This is a genomic window from Actinosynnema sp. NPDC002837, assembly GCF_040295345.1.
Taxonomy (GTDB): domain Bacteria; phylum Actinomycetota; class Actinomycetes; order Mycobacteriales; family Pseudonocardiaceae; genus Actinosynnema.
Window position 1 is genome coordinate 1 of sequence record NZ_JBEOVG010000067.1, and the last position, 23,383, is coordinate 23,383.

Sequence of the window (23,383 nt, forward strand, 5' to 3'; positions counted from 1 at the left end):
CGGCCACCCGAGCCCCGGCGTTCGTCGTCGTCATAGGTCGGGAACTACCGCCGGGCGAGGGCCGCCCGGACCGCGGAGGCGAACCGGAGCGGGGCGGTGGCGTCGGTCTGGCGGAACCCGAGCGAGGGCTCGACCAGCTCCAGCTCCAGCAGCAGCGGCGCGCCGTCGACGCCCGGGACCAGGTCCACCCGCGAGTACAGGAGCTCGTCGCGGCGCAGGCCGATCAGCGCGGCGGCGGCGTCCATGACGTCCTCGGCGACCCGGCGCTGCGCGGGTGAGGGCGCCGCGCCGGACAGCCGTTCCACGATGTAGAGGCCGGACTCGTCGAACTCCGCGTCCGGCGTGAGCATGGCGCCCTTGGTGAACGCGTGCGAGTACTGCCCGCCCAGGAACACCATCGCGGTCTCGCCGACGGAGTCCACCCGCGACTGGTACGGCTGCACGAGCGCGGGCACGCCCAGCGCGTCCAGGTGCGCGGCGGCGGTCCCGTGGTCGCCGGCCGCGACCCGCAGCGCGCCGCGCGAACCGGCGCCGACGGTCGGCTTCACCACGAACTCGCCGTCCGGCCAGTCGGTGAAGCCCGGCCCGGCCACCGCCGTCGGCACGACCGGCACGCCGTGGCGCGCGAGCTCGACCAGGTAGGTCTTGTCGGTGTTCCACCGCACCACCGACGCCGGGTTCACCAGCGCGGGCTCGGCGTCGCACCAGGCCAGGAACTCCGGCAGCCGCTCGGGGTAGTCCCAGGTGGACCGCAGCACGACCAGGTCGGCCGACGTCGGCGCGCCCCACGCCGCCCACGACGCGTGCACGCCGACGTCGGCGAGGGCGTCCACCAGGGCGTCGTCGTCGCCGTCGCCGGCGGGCAGCGTGTCGCAGGTCGCGAAGAGGACCTTCACCGGCCGGCCATCTTGCGGCGGTGCGCCGGCCCGATCTTCACCGCGGCCGTCGTCTCGCGGTCCCACTCGTGCCGGTCCAGGTCGGCGACGGCCTCGACCAGCGCCTCCGCCGACGCCACGTCCGGCAGCACCACGTCGCCCATGGCGCCGTCGTCGCCGACCAGCACGACCCGCGCGCCGGCCCGCCCGACGTTCTGCACGACCGCGCGGGCCGGCTTCCCGTGCGCGGCCACGAACGCCGTCGCCGTCTTCACCGCGCGCCCGATCTTCTTGTCCTCAGCCACGTCGGCCAGACTAGAACCTGCCGGTAACTTCCGCGCACGTGACGGCACTCACCGCCCGGCTCAGGACGACGACCACACCGTCGACCACACCGACTCGTAGGCCTCGACCAGCCACTTGTCGGCCCGCGCGTGGTCGGGCCGCTCGGGCAGCGAGGACTCCGCGGTCAGCTCCTCCAACCGGGCTTCCAGCGACTCGGCCGCGTCCATCGCCTCCTGCTGCGTGTGCCGGCCCTGGCGCAGGTCGCGGATCCAGGTCAGCCACGGCTCCGGCATCGGCAGCGTGATCCGGCCGGTCTCCAGCAGCTCGACGCCCTGCACGCCCAACCGCACCATGTGCGAGGCGTACTTCGTGTCGTAGCCGTGCCGCGCGACCAGCTCGGGCCGGTTGACGCGCTTGGCCACCGTGCCGTCCACCATGCGCCTGCGCTGGCTGTGCAGGTAGCCGATGAACCGCCGGCCCGCCAACCGGGACACGATCATGTCCGAGTTGGCGCGCAGGTCACGTCCCAGGTCGGTGACCGAGACGATCTCGTGCTCGGGCGCGAACAACGGCAGCAGCACGGTCGGGTTGCCCTGCAGCGCCAGGCGCAGCCACTTCCGCAACGAGTACACGACGAGGTCCAAGTCGCCGGGGCCGGACGGGGTGTTGAGCACACCCGTGCGCTCCTCGGCGCTGCGGTGGATGTACTGCTCGAAGCGGCGCAGCCCGATCACGAACTCCGGCGGCTCGACGCACACGCCCATCTCGTCGCGGTCGTCGGTGCCCTCGATGGCGGTCCCGTGCACGCCCGAACCCACCTGCGTGCGCAGGATCGTGGCGCGCCGGGCGATCTCGGCGAATTCCGGGTTGTTGTGCTTCACGACCATTCCCCCTGTCCGGACGCGAGGAACTTATGGCGTCAACAGGCAAAGCCCAAGGGGATTTCCAGCGCCTCCCGGACCTCGCGGTCGCGGGGTAGCTTGCGGGTCGTGACCGATACCCAGAACCTCACCCACCTGGTCGAACAGTTCCTCGCGTGGCACTTCGACCGCAACCCGGGCACCGCCGCCATGCTCGGCTCACCCGCCCACGACCACACCCTCGGCGATTTCAGCGCGGGCGCGTTCACCGAATACGAACGCGGCGCGGACGCGTGGCTCGACCGGTTCGCCGCCGTCACTACCGACGACCTCCAGGGCTCGGTGGACCGCGACCTCATCGTCTCCGTGCTGCGCGGCGTGCGGGCGAAGGCGACGTGGCCCGCGTGGCGGCGCGACCCGTCCGTCTACACCGGCGCGGTGCTGTACCCGTTGTTCAGCGCGTTCCTCAACCGGCTGCGGCCGGAGCCGGAGCTGGTGGCGAGCGTGGTGAAGCGGCTGGGCGAGGTGCCCGCCGTGCTGGCCGCGTGCCGGGCGAACCTGGACCCGGGGCTGGCCGCGCCGAAGATCGTCAAGCGGGCCGCCGACCAGGCGCGCACCGGCCGGGCGTTCCTGACCGCCACGCTGCCGGCCGAGGTGTCCGACCCGGCGCTGCGCGCGGAGCTGGCCGAGGCCGCCGGACCCGCCGCGCGGGCGTTCGACGAGCTGGCGGTGTTCCTGGACGACTTCGCCGAGCGCGCCGAGGGCGACTGGCGGATGGGCGAGCGGCTCTACTCGACGCTGCTGCGCGAGCAGGAGGTGCTGGGTTACGGCGCGGCGGAGCTGCACCAGCGTGGCGAGGCCGCCTACGCCGAGCTGGACGCCGAGATGCGCGAGCTGGCCGGGTCGGACGACTGGCACGCGGTGATGGCGTCGTTCCAGGACGACCACCCGCCGACGCCGGAGGCGATGCGCGCCGAGTACGAGGCGGAGACGCGGCGGGCGCGGGCGTTCCTGGTCGAGCACGGCCTGGTGACGTTCGCCGAGGGCGAGGAGTGCCGGGTCGTGCCGTCGCCCACGTTCCAGCGCCCGGTCCTGTCGGTGGCGTCCTACATGTCGCCGCCGCCGCTGACCGACCGGCGGACGGGCCACTTCTTCGTGCCGTTCCCACCGGACGGGTTCACCGCCGAGCAGACCACCCAGCGGCTGCGCACCAACTCCCGGGCCCAGCTGGCCACGATCGCGGTGCACGAGGCGTACCCCGGCCACCACTGGCACCTGTCGTGGCTGGCCGCGCAGGACCGGCCGGTGCGCAAGGTGTTCCGCACGCCGTACTTCTCCGAGGGCTGGGCGCTGTACGCGGAGAAGCTGCTGCGCGAGCAGGGCTACTTCACCGCCGAGGTGGTCGGCGACGCGGCCAGGGCTCGGGCGCAGGAGCTGGCGCACGTCGAGGCGCGGTTGTTCCGCGCCGCGCGGATGATCGTGGACACCGCGCTGCACTGCGGCGACATGACCGTCGAGCAGGCCGAGGAGTTCATGACGACGAAGGCGTCGCTGACGCCCGGCACGGCCGCCGGCGAGGTCAGCCGGTACTGCGCGTGGCCGACGCAGGCCCCGTCGTACCTGACCGGCGCGTTGGAGATCGAGCGCATCCGGTCCGAGTTCACCGGCTCGTTGCGCGAGTTCCACGACACCATCGCGGGCGCGGGCGCGTTGCCGCTCGGCCTGGCCCGCAAGGTCGCTCTCGGCAGGTGAGACGCTCCGCCGGGTCGGCGGCGGGACGCGGAACAGACCGACCGCCGCGGCGGTTGGCGTACTGACGTACGAACAGAGCAATCAGGAGGACGCACGATGCCCAAGGCAGTGGTGGTGCGCGCGACCGGCGGGCCGGAAGCGCTGGAGCTCGCCGACGTGGAGGCGCCCTCGCCCGGCGCGGGCGAGCTGCTCGTGGACGTGGCCGCCGCCGGGGTGAACTTCATCGACTGCTACCACCGCGAGGGCCGCTACCCGCTGTCCCTGCCGTTCGGGCCGGGGCTGGAGGGCGCCGGCCGGGTGAGCGCGGTCGGTCCGGACGTCGCCGGGTTCGCGGTGGGAGACCGCGTGGCCTGGGCGCAGTCCCTCGGCAGCTACGCGGAGCAGGCCGTGGTGTCGGTCAAGGACGCGGTGCCGGTGCCCGAAGGGGTGGACGACGACACGGCGGGCGCGCTGCTGCTCCAAGGCCTGACCGCGCACTACCTCGTCGCGTCCACGTACCCCGTGCAGAAGGGCGACACGGTGCTCGTGCACGCCGCCGCGGGCGGTGTGGGGCTGCTGCTGGTGCAGTTGGCCAAGGCGCGGGGCGCGCGCGTGATCGGCACCGTGTCCACCGAGGCCAAGGAGGCGTTGGCGCGCGAGGCCGGCGCCGACGAGGTGATCAGGTACGACCTGGTGGACTTCGCGCCCGAGGTGCGGAGGCTGACCGATGGCGTGGGCGTCGAGGCGGTCTACGACGGCGTCGGCCGGACGACGTTCGACGGGAGCCTGGCCAGCCTGCGGCCGCGCGGCATGCTGGCGCTGTTCGGCGCGTCGAGCGGCGCGGTGCCGCCGTTCGACCCCCAGCGGCTCAACCAGGCGGGTTCGCTGTTCCTGACCCGGCCGTCGCTGGGCGCGCACGTGGCCACCCGCGAGGAGCTGGAGTGGCGGGCCGGTGAGCTGTTCGCCGCCATCGTGGAGGGTGCGCTGACCGTGCGGATCGGCGGGCGCTACCCGCTGGCCGAGGCACGGCGGGCGCACGAGGACCTGGAAGCCCGCCGCACCACCGGCAAGCTGCTGCTCCTGCCCTGACCTCGGCGGGCGCCGCGTGCCGGTCGGCGCCTGGCCCGGACGCGCGGAAGGGCGGCCCCGACGCGGGACCGCCCTTCCGCCGCTCCCGGCGGGCGCCGCTCAGCCGGCGACCTTCACCGCGTCGACCACGAAGATCAGCGTCTCGCCGGGCTGGATGTCGTCCTTGCCGTTCGGGTAACCCTTGTCCGACGGCACGACGAGCAGCCGGCGACCACCCTCCTTGAGCCCGATCAGGCCCTCGTTCCAGCCCTGGATCACGTTGGCCTGGCCGATGTTCGCCAGCTCGAACGGCTCGCCGTTGTCCCACGACGACTCGCGCGTGCGCTGGTCGCGGAACGTCGCCAGCACGTAGTGCAGCTGCGCCGTGGAGCCGGGCTTGATCTCCGCGCCGGTGCCCTCGGTCAGGTCCTCGACCAGCAGGCCGTCCTGCGGCGTGCAGCCGGTCGGGACGGTGATCGTCGGCTTCTCCCCCGGCGCGCCGGTCACCTGGTACTGCGCCACCGCGCACGGCGGGCCGCTCGGCTCGGGCAAGTCGGCCTCGGTGGGCTGCTGCGCCTCGGGCTGGGCGGCGGTCGCGGGCGGGGTGTTGGTGAGGGTGGACGGCCGGTCGCTAGCGGTGCACGCGGTCAGCGCCAGACCGGCGGACAACAGGGAGACGAGAGCCAGGGCCGTACGGCCGACAGTACGCATGGTTGCCGAGCTTAGGGTTCACGCCCGCGCGGCGCGCCGCGGCCCCACCGGCAGGCCCAACGCCGATCACGGTGCGCGGTCGTCGATCTTCGAAACAATCCGCAAATGTGCCACTAATTACCGCTTCCGCCGTTGCGTACTCGCGCGTACAGTAACTCCGCGCACTTGATCGCATACCGAGAGCATTCGGCCGTTCGAGTGCCCACCAAGGAGGTGACACCGTGTCCGCGGAGCCGAAGGGCATCCGCAGCAACCTGTTACAGGAATTGTTCTGGACCAGAACAGGGCTGCTCCTGCTCAGCCTAGTCGTCACTTCCGGCAGCGCTCTGGCCATTTCCAGCACGATGGATCAAGGAGCCCTGCGCACGTTCCTCACGTCGGTCGGCACCGGCACGTTGATCTCCGCCGTGGTCGGGTTCGGGCAGACGTTGATCACCAGTTCGGCCGCGCAACGGGCGTTGGTCACGCCGGTCGTGGAGGAGAGCCGCCGGGCGCTGCGCGACCTCGCCGCCGAGTACCGGGCCCTGGACCGCGAGTTCTTCCCCACTCACGTGTTCGAGCCGACCGCACGGCCCGATCCGGCCTTCAACCAGGTCATGATGCAGGACCTGGAGCGCACGCGGCTGTACGTGTTCCGCGGCTTCGCGGGGCGCTACGCGGCCGGCCGGCTGCTGCTGTCGCAGACGGAGTGCGAGCTCAGAGCCGTCCTGGCCGATCCGCGGGACGACGACGCGATCCGCGGGCGGGCGCGTTACCTGCTGCGCAACGAGGGCGTGGACGGCGACTACGACGCGATCGCGGCGCGGTTGCGCGAGCAGATCTCCATCGGCCTGGTGGGGCTGTTCCTGGCCCGCGGCCGGTGCTCGCGGATCGACCTGACGATCGTGTCCGACCCGCCGTTGGACCGACTGGAGCTCTTCGACGACAGCGTCTGGCTCACCCTCTACAGCAACACCAGCGCGGGCGTGATCCGGCTCTACCCGCGCACGGTCCGGTTCTCGGAGGGCTCGTTCATCTACGGGATGGAACGCGCCGAGTTCCTGCGCATCAGCAATTCCAAGGCAGGGCTCCACATCGTCATCACGCCGGGCACCAGTCGGGCGGACTTCCTCGCCCTGTTCGAGAAGATCACCGGCGACCCGCTCACCGACGACGGGTTCCGATCGCTCGAGGAGAAGTTCCACCGATTCCGCAAAGAATTCTCCGCCTCCGCTCAGCTGGGGAGCTGATAAGTCGTGCTCACCGAGTTCACCGGGTTCTCCGCCCTCGCGGAGCTCGCCACGCTCATCGCCGTGGCCGACCCCCCTGTCGTCGACCACTGGGGACACGTCGAGAGGCGTTTCCAGGAGTGGGCGGGCCGACCCGGCCTGCGGGAGAGGCTGCGCGGGCACCTGCGCGCCCTCTCACCGCAGGACGAGATGCGCGTGGTGGCCAGATCCCGCGAGACGACGACCCACTTCGCGTGGTGCCTGCGGGACGAGCCGGCCGAGCCGTTCACGTTCTGGCTGCACGAGTACAAGCCGCAGCGGGACTGGCGACCGGGCTACGCCGACTCGATCCACAACCACCGCTACCACTTCTGCACCACCATCGTGTCGGGCTCCTACCTGCACGAGCGCTTCACCGCGGACCTGGCCGACGAAGGCCGGCAGATCGTGTCCACCACCCTGCTGCGCAGCGCCGAGGCCCACGAGGGCTCCTCGGGCACGATGCTCGCGCACGAGTTCCACCGCATCCCGAAGGCCGCCGACGACACCATGACGTTCCTGGTCAAGTCGCGCGCGGTCAGCCCGTGGAGCCTCAGCTACGACCCCGACACCCGGACCAGCCACCGGCACGTGCCGGTCGAGGCTAGGTTGGAGGTCCTGACGAACAACCTCTAACCCGCGCCAACGATCTTCGCGCGCCCCTACCATCGGCCCACCCGGCACGGGAGGGTCCAATGAGTACGGTCACGAACGCGGTCACGGCGCGGGCGATCTCCGAGGTGGAGGGCGAGGTGTGGCGGCTGTGCCGCGACCTCGCCGCGAAACTGCAGTTCCACGGCTGGCACCACGTCAGCTTCGTGCGGGACAAGGCCGTCCACTTCGCCCGGCGCAACGGCTCGGACGTGTCGCTGGTCGAGGTGGCCGCCCTCGTCCACGACGTCAACTACATGGTCCGGCGGAACTCGCTGCCGGTGGACGGCAGGAAGCTGCGGCTGGACATCCTGGCGCGCGCGGGCGTGCCGGACGAGGTCGCGGCGCGGGTCGACGCGGTGGTCGAGGAGGCCGAGATGCGCACCCGCCACCGCGACATCCCGCTCGAGGCGCAGGCGCTGTCCGACGCGGACACGCTGTTCAAGGCGCTGCCGGTGACGCCGGTGGTGCTCGCGCCCAAGTACCTCGAGGAGAACGGCATCTCGCTCAGGGAGCTGGCGCACAAGATCGTCGGCGAGCAGCGGGGCAAGCACGACGAGGGCTACTACTTCTACGACCCGGAGGCGGCGGCCACCTACTCCAGGTGGGCCACGGCGAACCTGGAGCTGTGGTCGTGCATCGTGGAGTCGCTGGACGACCCGACGGTGAACGAGCTGCTGTCGGCGGTGTCCTAGGGCTGCTTGTCCCACACGACCAGGTCGAAATCCAGGAGCTTGTAGTCCTCGACCGCCTTCACGACCAGGCCTGCCCAGCGCCCCTCCGACGTCTGCACACAGAAGGCCGATCCTTCCTGCACCGCCTTGGAGTCGATGTAGGTGTCCAGCGCCGTCGCGGCCCTGCAGTCCGCGAGGGAGGGCGGGGCGGCGACGGCGGCGATCTTGTCCGCGTAGAGCCCGGAGATGTACTGGAGGTCGCTCTTGGGCGAGTCCTTCTCGGTCACCCCGCCGTTGTCGCCCTTGAAGTCGAGGTCGATGTAGTAACCGGAGGTGAGCTTCACCGGGCCGGACCGGAACACCCCGTCCGTCGTTCCGACCGGGGCGGCGGAGGTCGCGGTCGTGGTCGGCCCTGCCGCGGCGCGGGTCGTGGTGGCGTCGTCGGTGGCGGCTTCGGAGGAAGTGGTGGTCGTGGTCGTCGTCGCGCCGGGTTGGGCGGTGCCCGGGGTGGGGCGCAGTTCCAGGCCGCCGAGCACACCGCCCGTGGCGGCGCCCACCACGGTCAGCAGCACCGGCACCACGAAGTGCTTGGTCAGCTGCTGCCGAGGACGACGGCCCCACCGGTAGAGCAGCCAGACACCGACGAGGGTGACGACACCGGCCGCCACCAGCGACAACGGGACCTGGTCCTGGATGCCGCCGACCACCGAGAGCAGCAGCGCGGCGACGCCAGCCATGCCGCCGAACACCTGCCAGCGATCGACTGTCGCCTTGTCGAACGTGCCCCGATCGGGTGGCGACCCATCCCCCTGCACAGCCATGTCGATCAGGCTAGCTATCCGCAAATATGCGGAAAGTGCATCAAGCTCAGAACGGCCAGCCGAGGACCGGCAGGCCGATCACCGCGTCCACGGCCAGGCCGCAGAACACGAGCATCAGGTACAGGTTCGACAGGTGGAAGAGCCTGCGAACAGCCGCGCCGCGCGCCACCATGCGGTGGATCGACAACGCCACACTTCGACATCACGGACGACGCACCGCGTTGTCAACGTTCTTGTCGACTGCCGCAATCAATCCGCTTTCAAGATCCGTCATGAAATTCCGCCACGACGACACCTCTTGAATGGGACCATCTGGATCCAAACGCTCGAGCAACTGACGCCGATGCTGCGAGAAGCGATCATGAAACTTCGCCAGCTTCCTGCCAGTGAGCCCAGATGCAACTCCCAACACCTCCTTCAGGAGTTTCTTCGGATCAGCTACAGACTCGACTCGAGCAGGGCTAGGAAGGTTCAGCCCCGTCCGCCCTCTGGGGTTACCGGCGACCGTCCGGATCTCATATTCATTTGTAAGCAGCCACGCTTCCGTCATCCTGATCGGGATCACGGAGGTGAACAGGATATCCGGCGCAGCATCATTGAAGGCGATCGAAATTTCACGCAATCGAGCTTCGCGCCCATCCCTATCGGCGTCCCGGTGTACGATCACGAGGTCGTAGTGACCACCGATCAACAACGAGGCCCTCAGCTTTTCGACAACAGACTTCCCTGGAGGATTCGGTAGTCGACCAAGGTCTGGGTCCGTGATGGCAACCTCAATGCCGAGGCGTGCGGCACAAAGCTCTACCTGCGGCACAATACCGCTATCGCTGGTTCCTTCGCCGAGAAACAGGACGCTGAGAGTCACATGATCTCCATGCTGGTCTGCACTCCTGGGGGCGTGGTCAGGTAGGGCAGGACGTCGAGCTTGGTGACCGGAATCTCATTATCATGCTTGGCTCGCCAAGTGTTCTCCATGGGGCGCAGCCTTAGCGCATGCGCTTTCGAGCCGTCTGATGCCGTGCGGATTGCCGTGTCGGCGAACAGGAGATCGTTCGGATCAACCAGTTGCACGATACCCGGAGAATGCGTATTAATAACGACCTGCCGGAATGGGTTGTCCAGCCCTGGCTCGACGGCGGGGTCAACCGCAAGATCCTCGACCAGGCGAACCATGGCGCCCAAGTTGGCTGGATGAATACCGTTCTCTGGCTCTTCCATGCAGATCAACCCGACCACAGTCGGATCTTCCAGCAGAACACACAGAGCAAGGAACCTAAGTGTCCCTTCAGACAAGCTGCGTGCCGGGAGTTCCAGACCGCTTGCCTCTCGCAATTGGATCGTCAGCAACTCCCGGGCGTCGTCCTCTTGCACACGCAAGCTACGCACCCGGACACCTGCGAGATCAGCGAGCCGCCCAGTGACACGAGCGTACACACTTTCCGGATCTGTCGACTCGTCACCTAGCGCAACCCTGAACAGGGTGCCTGGAAGGTGCCGACCATTTGCGTCCATAGCCCGCGGGTCCACGTAACGATCGGACGTCCGGAGTGCAGACGGTTCGAGAGCGAGTCTACGCCAGGACTGCATCTCGCGACGGGCAGCGAGAATCGTCGGATCATCGGCGCTCGTCACGGTGCTAACCACGGTCGCCGGCGCACGATACGCAGCCGAAGGCTTGGGCTGGCCACGACTACCACCGTCCTGGTGGATACGAATCACCGGCTGACCACTGTCCATCGTCGTGGAGATGAAGGCTTTTCCGCTCCGATGACCCTTGAGAATTGCCCGGCGAAACCGTCCCGCGTTGTGCGGGAAACGCAGACGCTTCGGCGCATCACCAAGGTTTATATGCTGAAGTGATTCTTCGAGCAGCGTCAGTCGGCCAATTTTTTCTGAGCCTTTGGGAGCCTGATAGCCGAGAGAGAGCTCGTACCTCAGAAAAGTAATTGTCGGCTCAGCCGGTCGACCGAAATCGTCTTCCACCTGACCTGGAACGATCATCTCTGCAGCGAACCTGAGTTTCGGGTTCGCGGCCCCGTAGCCGTTCCAAAATAGATCACGGGGGTCACCCGTTCGCTCGCCGTGGATCCCCCGGACCTCTTGAGCAGCATCAAGAAGTGAGCGCTCCGCCAGCAGACTCAAGAAATGAATGGCGTCGAAAACGTTTGACTTACCTGTCCCGTTCTCACCTGCAATGCACGTGAATGGCCCAAACTCAATCTTCACGTCAACCAGGTTCTTGAACCCGTCTACCTCAAGCTTGGTGAGCACCTACGACCTCCAGCGGCGAAGCTTGGCACGTGATCGCGAAGTAGTCGTACTGTCCGTGGACGTCCTCGATGCTCCACGTGCGGCACGCCTTGAGCCGCAAATCCACGAACGCCCGTGGTCGACGTCGGACGTACGAGGTACCGGCAGTCCTCACCATGAGCAGCGGGCTTGCCAACCCGGCAGGGGTGGCGTCGACACCGCCTGGTACGTCCGAGCTGCATCATCTGCCCACTGGCCGATCGTCCTGTCACAAGGGTTCCGTGGCGGAAGATTCTGCCATCACTCGGCATGGACATGCCGGTCAGGTGGCCTAACCGCATCACACGAAACCGCACACCCGCCCTAGAACGGCCAGCCGAGGACCGGCAGGCCGATCACCGCGTCCACGGCCAGGCCGCAGAACACGAGCATCAGGTACAGGTTCGACAGGTGGAAGAACTTCATCGTGTTCGTCGACCCGCCGCGCCGCACGACGCCGTGCAGCCGGTGGGCGAACACCGCGAACCACACGCCCGACGCCGCCGCGATCGCGACGTAGATCCACGACGTCACCGGCGCCAGCAGCAGCGTGCACGCGACCGTGATCCACGAGTAGATGACGATCTGGCGCGTGACCTGCTGCGCCGTCGCCACCACCGGCAGCATCGGCACGCCGGCCCGCGCGTAGTCCTCCTTGAACTTCATCGCGAGCGCCCACGTGTGCGGCGGCGTCCAGAAGAAGATCACGCCGAACATCACCAGCGCGGGCCACGCCACCGTGCCGGTCACCGCGGACCAGCCGATGATCACCGGCATGCAGCCGGCCATGCCGCCCCAGATGATGTTCTGCGAGGTCCGGCGCTTGAGCACCAGGGTGTAGACGAAGATGTAGAACAGGATCGTGGCCACCGCGAACACGGCCGACATGAGGTTCGTGGTCAGCCACAGGAACCCGAACGACACGACGCCCAGCACGATGCCGAAGATCAGCGCGTTGCGCGGCGGGATGGCGTCCTTCGCCAGCGGCCGGGCGCTGGTCCGCTTCATCACCGAGTCGATGTCGGCGTCGACGTAGCAGTTCAGCGCGTTCGCCGAGCCCGCGGCCAGGGTGCCGCCCGCCAGGGTGCACGCGATCAGCCACAGCGGCGGCAGGCCGCGGGCGGCCAGGAGCATCGCCGGGATGGTGGTGATCAGCAGCAGCTCGATCACCCGTGGCTTGGTCAGCGCGACGTACGCGCCGACGACCTGCCGGGGCGACCGCGCCGGAGCCTCGGTGACGGCACTCATGGCGTCGCGCTCCTCGTCAGGTCAGGGGATGGACAGATGGTAACCGCGCGTTGCCCGAGCAGCCCCTTCGGGTACTCCCTGAACGCACCAGCCATGCCTGTGCGTACACCCACAGAGCGTGAGTGGCACGTGCGTCCGTTCGTCGGACTAGGCTGGCCGGCGGACCTTGGTAGCCGCGGATCGGGCCTGACGGGATCGATTAAGTTCACGCCGGCCGTCACAACCGCCGCCTAGTGAGTTTGGAGCTGGAAGTCAGTGTCCGTCACCGATGACATCGCCCGGTTGACCGAAGCCCACCTGCCCGAAGATTGGACCGACCTGGACAGGCGCGCGGTGGACACCGCCCGCGTCCTGGCCGCGGACGCCGTGCAGAAGGTCGGCAACGGCCACCCCGGCACCGCCATGAGCCTCGCGCCGCTCGCGTACACGCTGTTCCAGCGGGTCATGCGGCACGACCCGGCCGACGCCGACTGGATCGGCCGCGACCGGTTCGTGCTCAGCGCGGGCCACTCCAGCCTGACGCTGTACGTCCAGCTGTTCCTCAACGGCTACGGCCTGGAGCTGGACGACCTCAAGGCGCTGCGCACGTGGGGCTCGCAGACCCCGGGCCACCCCGAGGTCGGCCACACGCGCGGCGTCGAGACCACGACCGGCCCGCTGGGCCAGGGCCTGGCGAACGCGGTCGGCATGGCGATGGCCGCCCGCCGCGAGCGCGGCCTGTACGACCCGGACGCGCCGGTCGGCGAGAGCCCGTTCGACCACCACATCTTCGTGATCGCCTCCGACGGCGACATCGAGGAGGGCGTCACGTCCGAGGCGTCGTCGCTGGCGGGCACCCAGAAGCTGGGCAACCTGACCGTGATCTACGACGACAACAAGATCTCGATCGAGGACGACACGACGATCGCGCTGTCCGAGGACACCGCGAAGCGCTACGAGGCCTACGGCTGGCACGTGCAGGTCGTCGAGGGCGGCGAGAACGTGACGGGCATCCTCGAGGCCCTGGAGAACGCCAAGGCGGAGACCGAGCGCCCGTCGTTCATCCTGCTGCGCACGATCATCGGCTTCCCGGCGCCGAACAAGCAGAACACCGGCGCGGCGCACGGCGCGGCCCTGGGCGCGGACGAGGTCGCCGAGGTCAAGCGCATCCTGGGCTTCGACCCGGAGCAGACGTTCGAGGTCTCCGACGAGGTGCTGGAGCACACGCGTTCGGTGGTCAAGCGCGGCGAGGCCGCCAAGTCCGAGTGGCAGAAGTCGTTCGACGCGTGGGCGCAGGCGAACCCGGAGCGCAAGGCGCTGCTGGACCGCCTGGTCGCCCGCCGGCTGCCGGAGGGCTGGGCGGACGCGCTGCCGTCGTGGGAGCCCGACGCCAAGGGCGTGCCTACCCGCAAGGCGTCCGGCCAGGTGCTGTCCGCCCTCGGCCCGGTGCTGCCGGAGCTGTGGGGCGGCTCGGCCGACCTGGCCGAGTCCAACCTGACCACGATCAAGGGCGCGGACTCCTTCGGCCCCGAGACGATCTCCACCAAGATGTGGTCGGCCAACCCGTACGGCCGCACGCTGCACTTCGGTGTCCGCGAGCACGCCATGGGCTCGATCCTCAACGGCATCGCGCTGCACGGCCCGACCCGCCCGTACGGCGGCACGTTCCTGGTGTTCAGCGACTACATGCGCCCGGCCGTCCGGTTGGCCGCGATCATGCAGGCCGCGGTCACGTACGTCTGGACGCACGACTCCATCGGCCTGGGCGAGGACGGTCCGACGCACCAGCCGATCGAGCACCTCGCGGCGCTGCGCGCCATCCCGGGCCTCGCCGTGCTGCGGCCCGGTGACGCGAACGAGACCGCCGCCGCCTGGAAGGCGACGCTGGAGCAGACCGGCCCGGTGGGGCTGGCGCTGACCCGCCAGAACATCCCCGTGCTCAAGGGCACCAAGGAGAGGGCCGCCGAGGGCGTCGCGCGCGGCGGCTACGTGCTGGAGGGCGACGGCGAGCCGGAGCTGATCCTCATCGCGACCGGCTCGGAGCTGCAGATCGCGGTCGAGGCCCGCAAGGTCTTCGAGGCCGAGGGCGTCGCCACCCGGGTGGTGTCCATGCCGAGCGTCGAGTGGTTCGACGCGCAGGACAAGAGCTACCAGGAGCAGGTGCTGCCGTCGTCGGTGAAGGCGCGCGTGGTGGTCGAGGCGGGCATCGCCCAGCCGTGGCACCGGTTCGCGGGCGACACCGGCGAGATCGTGTCCATCGAGCACTTCGGCGCCTCGGCGGACTACCAGACGCTGTTCCGCGAGTTCGGGTTCACGACGGAGAACGTCGTCGCGGCGGCCCGCCGCTCGCTGGCCCGGACCAAGTAAGAGACTTCAGGGGAGTTGACGAGATGAGCACCAATCCGCTGGCCGCGCTCAGCGACGCGGGCGTGTCGATCTGGCTGGACGACCTGTCCCGCGAGCGGCTGGACTCCGGCAACCTCGCCGGCCTGGTCGCCGAGCGGCACGTGGTGGGCGTGACCACCAACCCGACGATCTTCGCCGCCGCCCTGTCCAAGGGCTCGGCCTACGACGAGCAGGTACGCGAGCTGGCTGCGCGCGGCGCCGACACCGACGCCGCCGTCCGCGAGATCACCACCACGGACGTGCGCAACGCGTGCGACCTGTTCCGCGACATTTACACCGCCACCGACGGCGTCGACGGCCGCGTGTCGATCGAGGTCGACCCGCGGCTGGCCAACGACACCGAGGCCACCGTCGCCGAGGCGCTCGACCTGGCCAAGGCCGTCGACCGGCCGAACCTGCTGGTGAAGATCCCGGCCACGGTCGAGGGCCTGCCCGCGATCACCCGGGTGCTCGCCGAGGGCATCAGCGTGAACGTGACGCTGATCTTCTCCGTGGAGCGCTACCGGCACGTGATGGAGGCGTTCGTCGCGGGCCTGGAGCAGGCCAAGGCCAACGGGCACGATCTGCGCGGCATCCACTCCGTGGCGTCGTTCTTCGTGTCCCGGGTGGACAGCGAGATCGACAAGCGGCTCGACGCGCTGGACACCCCGGCGGCGGCCGCGCTGCGCGGCAAGGCGGCCATCGCGAACGCGGTGCTGGCCTACGCGGCGTACGAGGAGACGTTCCGCGGCGAGCGCTGGGAGGCGCTGGCCGCCGCGGGCGCCCGCGCGCAGCGTCCGCTGTGGGCGTCCACCGGCGTGAAGGACCCGCAGTACTCCGACACCCGGTACGTGGACCAGCTCGTGGTGGCCGACACGGTCAACACGATGCCGGAGAAGACCCTGCACGCGGTCGCCGACCACGGCAAGATCGAGGGCGACGCGGTCACCGGCCGCGCGGCGCAGGCGCAGGAGGTCTTCGACGGGCTGGTCGAGGTCGGCATCGACCTGGACGACGTGTTCGTCGTGCTGGAGACCGAGGGCGTCGACAAGTTCGAGAAGTCGTGGGCCGAACTGCTCGACACGGTGACCGGACAGCTGAACCAGGCCAAGGCCTGAGAGCCGAGAACGGGACAGGACTGACATGACCGAGGTGATCTCCGTGGAGATCGTCCGCACGCCGAACCAGAACCAGGTCGACACCGTCGTGGGCGACCTGGTCCGGGATTCGGCTCCGAGCAGGCTCACCGCGGGGGACGCCACCCTGTGGGGCGCCGACGCGGAGCCCGAGGCGTCGATCCGCCTGGCGTGGACGACGCTGCACGAGACGTCCCGCCCGCTGGTCGCGGAGATCACCGCGTTGCGCGACGAGCTGCTCGCCGAAGGCGTGGACCGCGTGGTCCTCGCCGGCATGGGCGGCTCGTCGCTCGCGCCCGAGGTGATCACGGGCACGGCAGGCGTGCCGCTGGTGGTGCTCGACACCACCGACCCCGGCCAGGTGGCCGAGGCGCTCGCGGGCGACCTGAAGCGCACGGTCGTGGTGGTGTCGTCCAAGTCGGGCGGCACCGTGGAGACCGACAGCCACCGGCGGATCTTCGAGGCCGCGTTCGCCGCGGCGGGCATCGACGCGGCGTCGCGGATCGTCGTGGTGACCGACCCGGGCTCGCCGCTGGAGGCGGCGTCGCGGGAAGCGGGCTACCGCAAGGTGTTCCTGGCCGACCCGCACGTCGGCGGCCGGTACTCGGCGCTGACCGCGTTCGGCCTGGTGCCCTCCGGGCTGGCGGGGGCGGACGTCGGCAAGCTGCTCGACGAGGCCGCCTCCGCCGCGCCGCTGGTGTCGGCCGACTCGCCGGACAACCCGGCGGTGGTGCTGGCGGCGACGTTCGCGGTGGCGCACGCGCACGGCGCGGAGAAGGTCGTGCTCGCCGACACCGGCTCGGGCATCGCCGGGTTCGGCGACTGGGCTGAGCAGCTGATCGCCGAGTCGACCGGCAAGAACGGCACCGGCCTGCTGCCCGTGGTGGTCGAGGGCCCGGGCGCGCCCGGTTTCGTGGACGCCCGCTCCGACGCCACGACCGTCGCGATCGGACCGGCCACCGGCTCGTCCACGCTGTCGGTCGAGGGCTCGCTCGGCGCGCAGTTCCTGGTGTGGGAGTACGCGACCGCGCTGGTGGGCCGGGTGCTGGAGATCAACCCGTTCGACCAGCCCGACGTGGAGGCGGCGAAGAAGGCGGCCCGGTCCCTGCTGGACTCCCCCGCCGCGTCGACGGTCGAGCCGGCCTTCGTGGACGGTCCGATCGAGGCCTACCCCAGCGAGGGCTGGCTGCCGGCGGACGTGAAGACGGTCGCCGAGGCGCTGAAGGCGCTGGTCGCCGCCGCGCCCGAGCACGGCTACCTGTCCGTGCAGGCCTACCTCGACCGGGTCGACGACGCGTCGTTCGCCCTCGTTCGCCCGGAGTTGGCGCAGCGTTCACACCTGCAGACCACCTTCGGGTGGGGACCGCGGTTCCTGCACTCGACCGGCCAGTACCACAAGGGCGGTCACCAGAACGGCGTGTTCCTGCAGCTGACCGGCGAGTCCGAGACGAAGCTGGACGTGCCGGACCGGCCGTACGACCTCAGCACGTTGCAGCTGGCCCAGGCGCTGGGCGACGGCCAGGTGCTCGCCGAGCGCGGGCGCCCGGTGCTGCGGCTGCACCTGACCGACCGCGTCGCCGGGCTCGCGCAGCTCGTCGAGGCAATCCAGGAGGACGGTTCGTGAGTGCGCCGACCAAGCGCAACCCGTTGCGCGACCCGCGGGACAAGCGGCTCCCGCGCATCGCCGGGCCGTCCGGCCTGGTGATCTTCGGCGTGACGGGCGACCTGTCGCGCAAGAAGCTCATGCCCGCCATCTACGACCTGGCCAACCGCGGCCTGCTGCCGCCGGGCTTCGCGCTCGTCGGCTTCGCCCGCCGCGACTGGGCCGACCAGGACTTCATGCAGGTCGTGCACGACGCCGTCAAGGAGCACGCACGCACGCCGTTCCGGCAGGAGGTCTGGAACCAGCTCGCCGAGGGCATCCGGTTCGTGCAGGGCACCTTCGACGACGACGCGGCGTTCGACTCGCTCGCCGCGACGCTCGCCGACCTGGACCGGGAGCGCGGCACGGGCGGCAACCACGCGTTCTACCTGTCGGTGCCGCCCAGCGCGTTCACCACGGTGGTCAACCAGCTCAAGCGCGCGGGCCTGGCCACGCCGCCGACCGACAGCCCCGACCAGTGGCGCCGGGTGGTCATCGAGAAGCCGTTCGGCCACGACCTGGCCAGCGCCAAGCAGCTCAACAAGACCGTCAACGACGTCTTCCCCGAGGAGTCGGTGTTCCGCATCGACCACTACCTCGGCAAGGAGACGGTGCAGAACATCCTGGCGCTGCGCTTCGCCAACCAGCTCTACGAGCCCATCTGGAACGCCAACTACGTCGACCACGTGCAGATCACCATGGCCGAGGACATCGGCCTCGGCGGTCGCGCGGGCTACTACGACGGCATCGGCGCGGCCCGGGACGTGATCCAGAACCACCTGCTCCAGCTGCTCGCGCTGACCGCGATGGAGGAGCCGGTGTCGTTCCGGCCGAGCGACCTGCGCGCGGAGAAGGTCAAGGTGCTCTCGGCGACCCGCTCGATCGGGCCGTTCGACGAGACCACCGCCCGCGGCCAGTACACCGGTGGCTGGCAGGGCGGGCAGAAGGTGCTCGGGCTGCTGGAGGAAGGCGGGTTCGCGAAGGACTCGGTCACCGAGACCTACGCGGCCATCACCTGCGAGGTGAACACCCGCCGCTGGGCGGGCGTGCCGTTCTACCTGCGCACCGGCAAGCGCCTCGGCCGCCGCGTCACCGAGGTGGCCGTGGTGTTCAAGCGCGCGCCGCACCTGCCGTTCGACGACACCGCCACCGAGGAGCTGGGGCAGAACGCCCTGGTGGTGCGCGTGCAGCCGGACGAGGGCGTGACCATCCGGTTCGGCTCCAAGGTGCCGGGCAACTCGATGGAGGTCCGCGACGTCACGATGGACTTCGGCTACGGCCACGCGTTCACCGAGTCCTCGCCGGAGGCCTACGAGCGGCTGCTGCTGGACGTGCTGCTCGGCGAGCCGTCGCTGTTCCCGAAGAACGACGAGGTCGAGCTGTCCTGGGAGATCCTGGACCCCGTGATCAAGCACTGGAGCGCCACCGGCGCGCCGGAGAAGTACAAGGCAGGCACCTGGGGACCGGCGTCGGCGGACGAGATGCTGGCCCGCACCGGCAGGCACTGGAGGCGTCCGTGATCATCGACCTGCCCTCGACCACCACGTCGCAGGTCAACACCAAGCTCGTGCGGCTGCGCGAGGAAGGCGGCGCGGTCACCCTCGGCCGGGTGCTGACGCTGGTCATCGTGACCGACGACGGCACCAAGACCGAGGACGCCATCGACGCGGCCAACGACGCCAGCCGCGAGCACCCCTGCCGGGTGATCGTGGTGGCGCGCGGCGCGCGCAAGGCCGCGCCCCGGCTCGACGCGCAGATCCGCGTCGGCGGTGACGCGGGCGCGTCCGAGGTCATCGTGCTGCGCCTGTACGGCGAGCTGGCCAACGAGGGCGCTTCGTGCGTCGTGCCGCTGCTGCTGCCGGACACCCCGGTGGTGGCGTGGTGGCCGAACGAGGCGCCCGCCGTGCCCGCCGAGGACCCCATCGGGCAGCTCGCGCAGCGCCGGATCACCGACGCGGCGGCGGAGAAGAACCCGATCCGGGCGTTGGAGCAGCGCCGGACGGGCTACCGGCCCGGCGACACGGACCTGGCGTGGACGCGGCTGACGCTGTGGCGGGCGATGCTCGCGTCGGCGTTCGACCTGCCGCCGCACGAGAAGGTCACCGAGGCCGAGGTGAGCGGCGAGAGCGACTCGCCGTCGACCGACCTGCTGGCCGCGTGGCTCGCCGGGTGCCTGCGGGTGCCGGTGAAGCGGGTGAAGGCCAGTCGCGGCGAGGGCATCGTCGACGTGCGGCTGGAGCGCCGGTCCGGGCTGGTCGAGCTGTCGCGCCCGGACGGCAAGGTGGGCACGCTGACCCAGCCCGGCCAGCCGGAGCGGCGGGTCGCGCTGCAGCGCCGCCAGGTGCGGGACTGCCTGGCCGAGGAGCTGCGCCGGCTCGACCCGGACGAGGTGTACGAGGCGGCGTTGCGGTCGCTGGGCAAGGTCGTGCGCGGTCGGACCGCGCCGAAGGCCACCGCCGCGGCGCGCAAGCCCGCGCGGGCCGGGTCCGGGGCCGCGTCCGGTCCCGCGTCCGGGGCCGCCAAGGCGAAGTCGGACGGCGGTCCGGGCGCGGGGGCCGACACCCGGCCCGCCGGCGCTTCGGCGGAGGTCGCGGCTTCGGCGGACTCGAAGGCGGGCTCGAAGGTGGACGGCAAGGTGGACGGCAGGCCCGCGAAGGCGCCGGCGAAGACCGCCGCCGCCAAGACCGCGGCGCCGAAGTCCTCCGGTGGCAAGGCCGCTCCCAAGGCCGCCGCGAAGGCCGCGCCCAAGGCGGCGAAGGCGAAGGCGGGCTCGTGAGCCGGCCCGAGGTGGTGGTGCACCGTGACGGCGACCTGCTGGCCGCCGCCGCGGCCGCCCGCCTGGTCACCAGCCTGGTGGACGCGCAGACCGCGCGCGGGTCGGCGTCGTTGGTGCTGACCGGCGGCCGGACCGGCATCGCGGTGCTGGAGCAGCTGCGCACCACGCCCGCCCGCGACGCGGTGGACTGGACCCGGGTCGACCTGTACTGGGGCGACGAGCGGTTCCTGCCCGCCGGGCACCCCGACCGCAACGAGACGCAGGCGCGGGAGGCGTTGCTGGACCACGTGCCGGTGCCGGCTTCGCGCGTGCACGTGATGGAGCCGTCCGACGGGCGGTTCGGCGACGATCCGGAGGCCGCCGCCGAGGCGTACGCCGCCGTGCTCGCCGCCGCGGCGGGCCCGGACGGTGCCGTGCCGTCGTTCGACGTGTGCCTGCTCGGTGTCGGGGAGGAGGGGCACGTGGCGTCCATCTTCCCGGAGTCGCCCGCGGTGGTGGAGCGGGAGCGCGCCGTCGTCGCGGTGCGCGACTGCCCCAAGCCGCCGCCGACCCGGGTGAGCCTCACCCTGCCCGCCATCCGCGCGGCGCGCGAGGTGTGGCTGATGACGACGGGTGCGGCGAAGGGCGAGGCCGTGGCCCTCGGCCTGACCGGCGCCGACGAAGCCCAACTGCCGGCCGCGGGCGCCCGTGGTCGGCAGCGCACGCTGTGGCTGCTCGACACGGCCGCCGCCGCGAAGGCGCCGACCACCCCGCCGTCGGCCTGAACCCACCCCCTCCGCTGCCGCCGTCGTCCGTTCCGGGCGACGGCGGCAGCGGCGTTCTCGGGGTGATTTGGCGCACTCGCGGGCCGTCTTCACGCACGTTGTCCGCTCACCGGACGTTCGCGCTCGCAATTTTGTGCGGCGTCGGGCGTCCCGTTCGGGTAATCACAGCATCTCGAAGGGTGAGCGGGTCGTTCGAGCGGGTCGGGGGCGGAAAGGCGGGTCATGCCAAGCGTGATGACAGCGCAGTACGGTGAGGACCGGCGGACAGCTGACACAGGAGGTCGAACCCTGGCCGGCAACGCTGTCGAAAGACTGCCGAGCGGTCGGGTCAACGGCGTCGCGACCGAGCGGGTGCGGCGTGCTGCCCGCCTCGGGGCGCTCGGGCGGTTCCTCTCCCGCGTGCTCGGCCGGCACCGGCAGCTCGCGTTCGACGCGGCGGCCGTCGGCATCGCGGCGCTGGACGTGTGGCTGCGGGTCGTGCCCGAGGCCGAGCCGTACAACTACGTGCTGTCGGTCGTGTCGGTGGCGGCGGTGGCGCTGCGCCGGCGGTTCCCGTTCCTGGTCGTGCTGATCACCGTGCCCGGGTTCCTGGCCGGGTGGGCGCAGTTGGCGGCGATGATCGCGCTGGGGACGTTGGCGCGGCAGCAGCTGCTGTCGAAGCAGACCTACATCGGCGCGGCGCTGGTGTGGCTGAGCCGGTTCTTCGTGTGGCCGCCGGCCGAGTTCGCGGCGTTGGACTGGAAGACGCACGTCCACAACGCCATCTACGGGTGCATCGTGGCGGGGATGCCGATCGCGATCGGGTTGCTGGCGCACGCGCGGGAGGAGTTGTCGGCGCGGATCGCCGAGCTGGCCGCGAGCCGGGAGCGGGAGCGGATGCTGCACGCGCACGCGGTGCGGGCGGACGAGCGGGCCAGGTTGGCGCGGGAGATGCACGACGTCGTGTCGCACCAGGTGAGCTTGATCGCGATGCAGGCGGGTGCGCTGCGGATGGCGGCGGCCGACCCGAACGCGAAGCAGGTCGCCGGGACGATCCGGATGTTGAGCACGAGGACGTTGGACGAGCTGCGGCAGCTGGTCAGCGTGCTGCGGACGACGAGCGGCGAGGACTCGCCGCAGCCCCGGGTCGAGGATTTGGCGCAGCTGGTGGGTGCGGCGGGGATTCCGGCGACGTTGACCGTGCGGGGCCCGATGGCCGATCTGCCGGCTCCGGTGTCGGGCGCGGCGTACCGGGTGGTGCAGGAGGCGTTGACGAACGTGCGGAAGCACGCGTGCGGTGCGGCGACGGCCGTGTCGGTGGTGGCCGATGCCGATCAGCTGCGCGTGGAGGTGCGCAACGAGGCGCCGGAGGGTGCGGTCGGGTCGGTGGACGGGGCGGCGTTGCCCAGCGGTGGTCATGGGTTGGTGGGGCTGAGGGAGCGTGCGGCGTTGTTGAACGGTGAGCTGGAGGCGGGGCCGACGGACAGCGGCGGCTTCACGGTGAGGGTGACGTTTCCCCTGGTCAGGACCCTCAAGCCCTGATTCCGCCCGTCACGCTAATGGGTGATCATTCTGGAATCATCAAACGAAACACTGTTATCGTCGATCTCGAACGTCGGTTGAAACAACGAGGCCGCCGACCAACCCCCGGCCCGTCCGGACCTCGCGGCGCACAGGAGGGGAGCGCGCCGCGAGCAGCGGACGGACGACGGACAACGGAGCACGAGCACGACGAAGGAGCCCGAGGAGGGAGCACGAGGTAAGGAACACGAGGAAGGAGCCACCCAAGAAGAAACCGCACCGAAGCAACACCCAACCCCCACCCCACCTCACCCACCGCCGCCAGCAGTCGGCACCCGATGGCCCGCCGGGCATCACGCTTGCCGCCGCACAGCTGCCGGCAGCGCTGCCCGAACACCGGCTCACCGGCAACCCACGACCGCCCGCCGCACGATCAGCCTGCCGCCACACTCGCAGGCATCGAGCGCCCGCACACACCCGCCCGAACCTGCGCCCGCCGCCCAGACAGCCGCCTGACCCGAAGCCTGTCGGTGCCAGCGGCCGCCGGTGGCAGATGTCGGCGCTGGCAGATGTCGGCGCTGGCAGATGTCGGCGCTGGCAGATGTCGGCGCTGGCAGCGATCGCATGCCGGCACCGGTCGAGTGGTAGCAGCGGCCAGTGGCGCACGTGCAGCCGGTCGGCGCACACGGCCGTCGGCGCGGAGAGCTGGCCGTGCATGTGGCCGTCGGCGCGGAGAGCTGG

21 protein-coding genes are annotated in these 23,383 nt (G+C 70.6%); 12 read left to right on the plus strand and 9 right to left on the minus strand.

Going from position 1 to position 23,383, the window contains the following annotated elements:
- Positions 1–44 precede the first annotated feature (44 nt).
- The 3 genes from ABTZ99_RS32615 to ABTZ99_RS32625 are packed head-to-tail and all read right to left on the minus strand — an operon-like array spanning position 45 to position 2,041.
- Positions 45–896, minus strand: coding sequence for an ATP-grasp domain-containing protein (locus ABTZ99_RS32615; RefSeq protein ID WP_498779766.1), 852 nt, complete (start codon positions 894–896; stop codon positions 45–47).
- Complete coding sequence (locus tag ABTZ99_RS32620; RefSeq protein ID WP_498779768.1) at positions 893–1,180, minus strand: hypothetical protein; 288 nt, start codon at positions 1,178–1,180, stop codon at positions 893–895. Before ABTZ99_RS32620 ends, ABTZ99_RS32615 begins: the two co-directional genes overlap by 4 nt.
- Before the next feature lie 60 nt (positions 1,181–1,240).
- The gene (locus tag ABTZ99_RS32625; RefSeq protein ID WP_498779769.1) at positions 1,241–2,041 is read right to left on the minus strand and encodes a nucleotidyltransferase domain-containing protein; all 801 of its coding nucleotides are present in this window, start codon (positions 2,039–2,041) and stop codon (positions 1,241–1,243) included.
- A 108-nt stretch (positions 2,042–2,149) separates the two neighbouring features.
- Here ABTZ99_RS32625 and ABTZ99_RS32630 point away from each other — a divergent pair, with 108 nt between their 5' ends.
- Positions 2,150–3,772, plus strand: a complete 1,623-nt coding sequence (locus ABTZ99_RS32630) for a DUF885 domain-containing protein (RefSeq protein ID WP_498779770.1) — start codon at positions 2,150–2,152, stop codon at positions 3,770–3,772.
- Between the two features lie 96 nt (positions 3,773–3,868).
- Positions 3,869–4,840, plus strand: coding sequence for a quinone oxidoreductase family protein (locus ABTZ99_RS32635; protein WP_498779771.1), 972 nt, complete (start codon positions 3,869–3,871; stop codon positions 4,838–4,840).
- 99 nt (positions 4,841–4,939) lie between these two features.
- Here the strand turns inward: ABTZ99_RS32635 and ABTZ99_RS32640 are convergent, their stop codons facing one another.
- Positions 4,940–5,530 carry an FKBP-type peptidyl-prolyl cis-trans isomerase gene (locus tag ABTZ99_RS32640; protein WP_498779773.1) on the minus strand — a complete coding sequence of 197 codons (591 nt, stop codon included), beginning with the start codon at positions 5,528–5,530 and terminating at the stop codon, positions 4,940–4,942.
- 221 nt (positions 5,531–5,751) lie between these two features.
- On the opposite strand from ABTZ99_RS32640, the gene ABTZ99_RS32645 reads away from it, so the two are divergent.
- Genes ABTZ99_RS32645 through ABTZ99_RS32655 form a run of 3 tightly spaced genes read left to right on the plus strand, consistent with a single transcriptional unit; the run spans position 5,752 to position 8,123 of the window.
- Entirely contained in the window at positions 5,752–6,759 is a 1,008-nt protein-coding gene (locus ABTZ99_RS32645; protein WP_498779775.1) for a hypothetical protein, read from the plus strand.
- Positions 6,760–6,765: 6 nt separating this feature from the next.
- Positions 6,766–7,413 carry a hypothetical protein gene (locus tag ABTZ99_RS32650; protein ID WP_499616743.1) on the plus strand — a complete coding sequence of 216 codons (648 nt, stop codon included), beginning with the start codon at positions 6,766–6,768 and terminating at the stop codon, positions 7,411–7,413.
- A gap of 59 nt (positions 7,414–7,472) precedes the next feature.
- Positions 7,473–8,123: an HD domain-containing protein gene (locus ABTZ99_RS32655; RefSeq protein ID WP_499616746.1), complete on the plus strand. Its 651-nt coding sequence runs from the start codon at positions 7,473–7,475 to the stop codon at positions 8,121–8,123.
- Here ABTZ99_RS32655 and ABTZ99_RS32660 read toward each other — a convergent pair.
- The 5 genes from ABTZ99_RS32660 to ABTZ99_RS32680 all read right to left on the minus strand — a co-directional run bounded on the left by ABTZ99_RS32660 (position 8,120) and on the right by ABTZ99_RS32680 (position 12,460).
- Positions 8,120–8,923, minus strand: a complete 804-nt coding sequence (locus tag ABTZ99_RS32660) for a hypothetical protein (RefSeq protein WP_499616748.1) — start codon at positions 8,921–8,923, stop codon at positions 8,120–8,122. The two genes, ABTZ99_RS32655 and ABTZ99_RS32660, sit on opposite strands and share 4 nt — an antisense overlap.
- Before the next feature lie 46 nt (positions 8,924–8,969).
- A complete protein-coding gene (locus ABTZ99_RS32665) occupies positions 8,970–9,116 on the minus strand; it encodes a hypothetical protein (protein WP_499616751.1) in 147 nt (48 codons plus the stop codon).
- Between the two features lie 9 nt (positions 9,117–9,125).
- Positions 9,126–9,788 carry a hypothetical protein gene (locus tag ABTZ99_RS32670; protein ID WP_499616753.1) on the minus strand — a complete coding sequence of 221 codons (663 nt, stop codon included), beginning with the start codon at positions 9,786–9,788 and terminating at the stop codon, positions 9,126–9,128.
- Entirely contained in the window at positions 9,785–11,194 is a 1,410-nt protein-coding gene (locus ABTZ99_RS32675; RefSeq protein ID WP_499616756.1) for an AAA family ATPase, read from the minus strand. Before ABTZ99_RS32675 ends, ABTZ99_RS32670 begins: the two co-directional genes overlap by 4 nt.
- A gap of 342 nt (positions 11,195–11,536) precedes the next feature.
- Complete coding sequence (locus tag ABTZ99_RS32680; RefSeq protein ID WP_498779782.1) at positions 11,537–12,460, minus strand: heme o synthase; 924 nt, start codon at positions 12,458–12,460, stop codon at positions 11,537–11,539.
- A gap of 255 nt (positions 12,461–12,715) precedes the next feature.
- On the opposite strand from ABTZ99_RS32680, the gene tkt reads away from it, so the two are divergent.
- The 7 genes from tkt (at position 12,716) to ABTZ99_RS32715 (ending at position 22,663) form a co-directional block, all read left to right on the plus strand.
- On the plus strand, positions 12,716–14,806 hold the full coding sequence (gene tkt, locus ABTZ99_RS32685; protein ID WP_499616759.1) for a transketolase: 2,091 nt from the start codon (positions 12,716–12,718) through the stop codon (positions 14,804–14,806).
- A gap of 23 nt (positions 14,807–14,829) precedes the next feature.
- Positions 14,830–15,942, plus strand: coding sequence for a transaldolase (gene tal, locus ABTZ99_RS32690; protein ID WP_498779784.1), 1,113 nt, complete (start codon positions 14,830–14,832; stop codon positions 15,940–15,942).
- 25 nt (positions 15,943–15,967) lie between these two features.
- Positions 15,968–17,584: a phosphoglucose isomerase-related protein gene (locus ABTZ99_RS32695; RefSeq protein WP_498779786.1), complete on the plus strand. Its 1,617-nt coding sequence runs from the start codon at positions 15,968–15,970 to the stop codon at positions 17,582–17,584.
- Positions 17,581–19,122 carry a glucose-6-phosphate dehydrogenase gene (gene zwf, locus ABTZ99_RS32700; RefSeq protein WP_498779788.1) on the plus strand — a complete coding sequence of 514 codons (1,542 nt, stop codon included), beginning with the start codon at positions 17,581–17,583 and terminating at the stop codon, positions 19,120–19,122. The genes ABTZ99_RS32695 and zwf overlap by 4 nt, the downstream gene beginning before the upstream one ends.
- A complete protein-coding gene (gene opcA / locus ABTZ99_RS32705; RefSeq protein ID WP_499616763.1) occupies positions 19,119–20,378 on the plus strand; it encodes a glucose-6-phosphate dehydrogenase assembly protein OpcA in 1,260 nt (419 codons plus the stop codon). Before zwf ends, opcA begins: the two co-directional genes overlap by 4 nt.
- Complete coding sequence (gene pgl / locus ABTZ99_RS32710; RefSeq protein ID WP_498779791.1) at positions 20,375–21,142, plus strand: 6-phosphogluconolactonase; 768 nt, start codon at positions 20,375–20,377, stop codon at positions 21,140–21,142. Before opcA ends, pgl begins: the two co-directional genes overlap by 4 nt.
- A 222-nt stretch (positions 21,143–21,364) precedes the next feature.
- The gene (locus ABTZ99_RS32715) at positions 21,365–22,663 is read left to right on the plus strand and encodes a sensor histidine kinase (RefSeq protein WP_498779792.1); all 1,299 of its coding nucleotides are present in this window, start codon (positions 21,365–21,367) and stop codon (positions 22,661–22,663) included.
- The last annotated feature ends 720 nt before the right edge of the window (positions 22,664–23,383 follow it).

Bases quoted from the DNA above. Each gene is read 5' to 3' on its own strand.
- ABTZ99_RS32635 (WP_498779771.1), top strand. From the start codon at position 3,869: ATGCCCAAGGCAGTGGTGGTGCGCGCGACCGGCGGGCCGGAAGCGCTG.
- ABTZ99_RS32640 (WP_498779773.1), bottom strand. From the start codon at position 5,530: ATGCGTACTGTCGGCCGTACGGCCCTGGCTCTCGTCTCCCTGTTGTCC.
- ABTZ99_RS32655 (WP_499616746.1), top strand. From the start codon at position 7,473: ATGAGTACGGTCACGAACGCGGTCACGGCGCGGGCGATCTCCGAGGTG.
- ABTZ99_RS32660 (WP_499616748.1), bottom strand. From the start codon at position 8,923: ATGGCTGTGCAGGGGGATGGGTCGCCACCCGATCGGGGCACGTTCGAC.
- ABTZ99_RS32680 (WP_498779782.1), bottom strand. From the start codon at position 12,460: ATGAGTGCCGTCACCGAGGCTCCGGCGCGGTCGCCCCGGCAGGTCGTC.
- tal (WP_498779784.1), top strand. From the start codon at position 14,830: ATGAGCACCAATCCGCTGGCCGCGCTCAGCGACGCGGGCGTGTCGATC.
- ABTZ99_RS32695 (WP_498779786.1), top strand. From the start codon at position 15,968: ATGACCGAGGTGATCTCCGTGGAGATCGTCCGCACGCCGAACCAGAAC.
- ABTZ99_RS32715 (WP_498779792.1), top strand. From the start codon at position 21,365: ATGCCAAGCGTGATGACAGCGCAGTACGGTGAGGACCGGCGGACAGCT.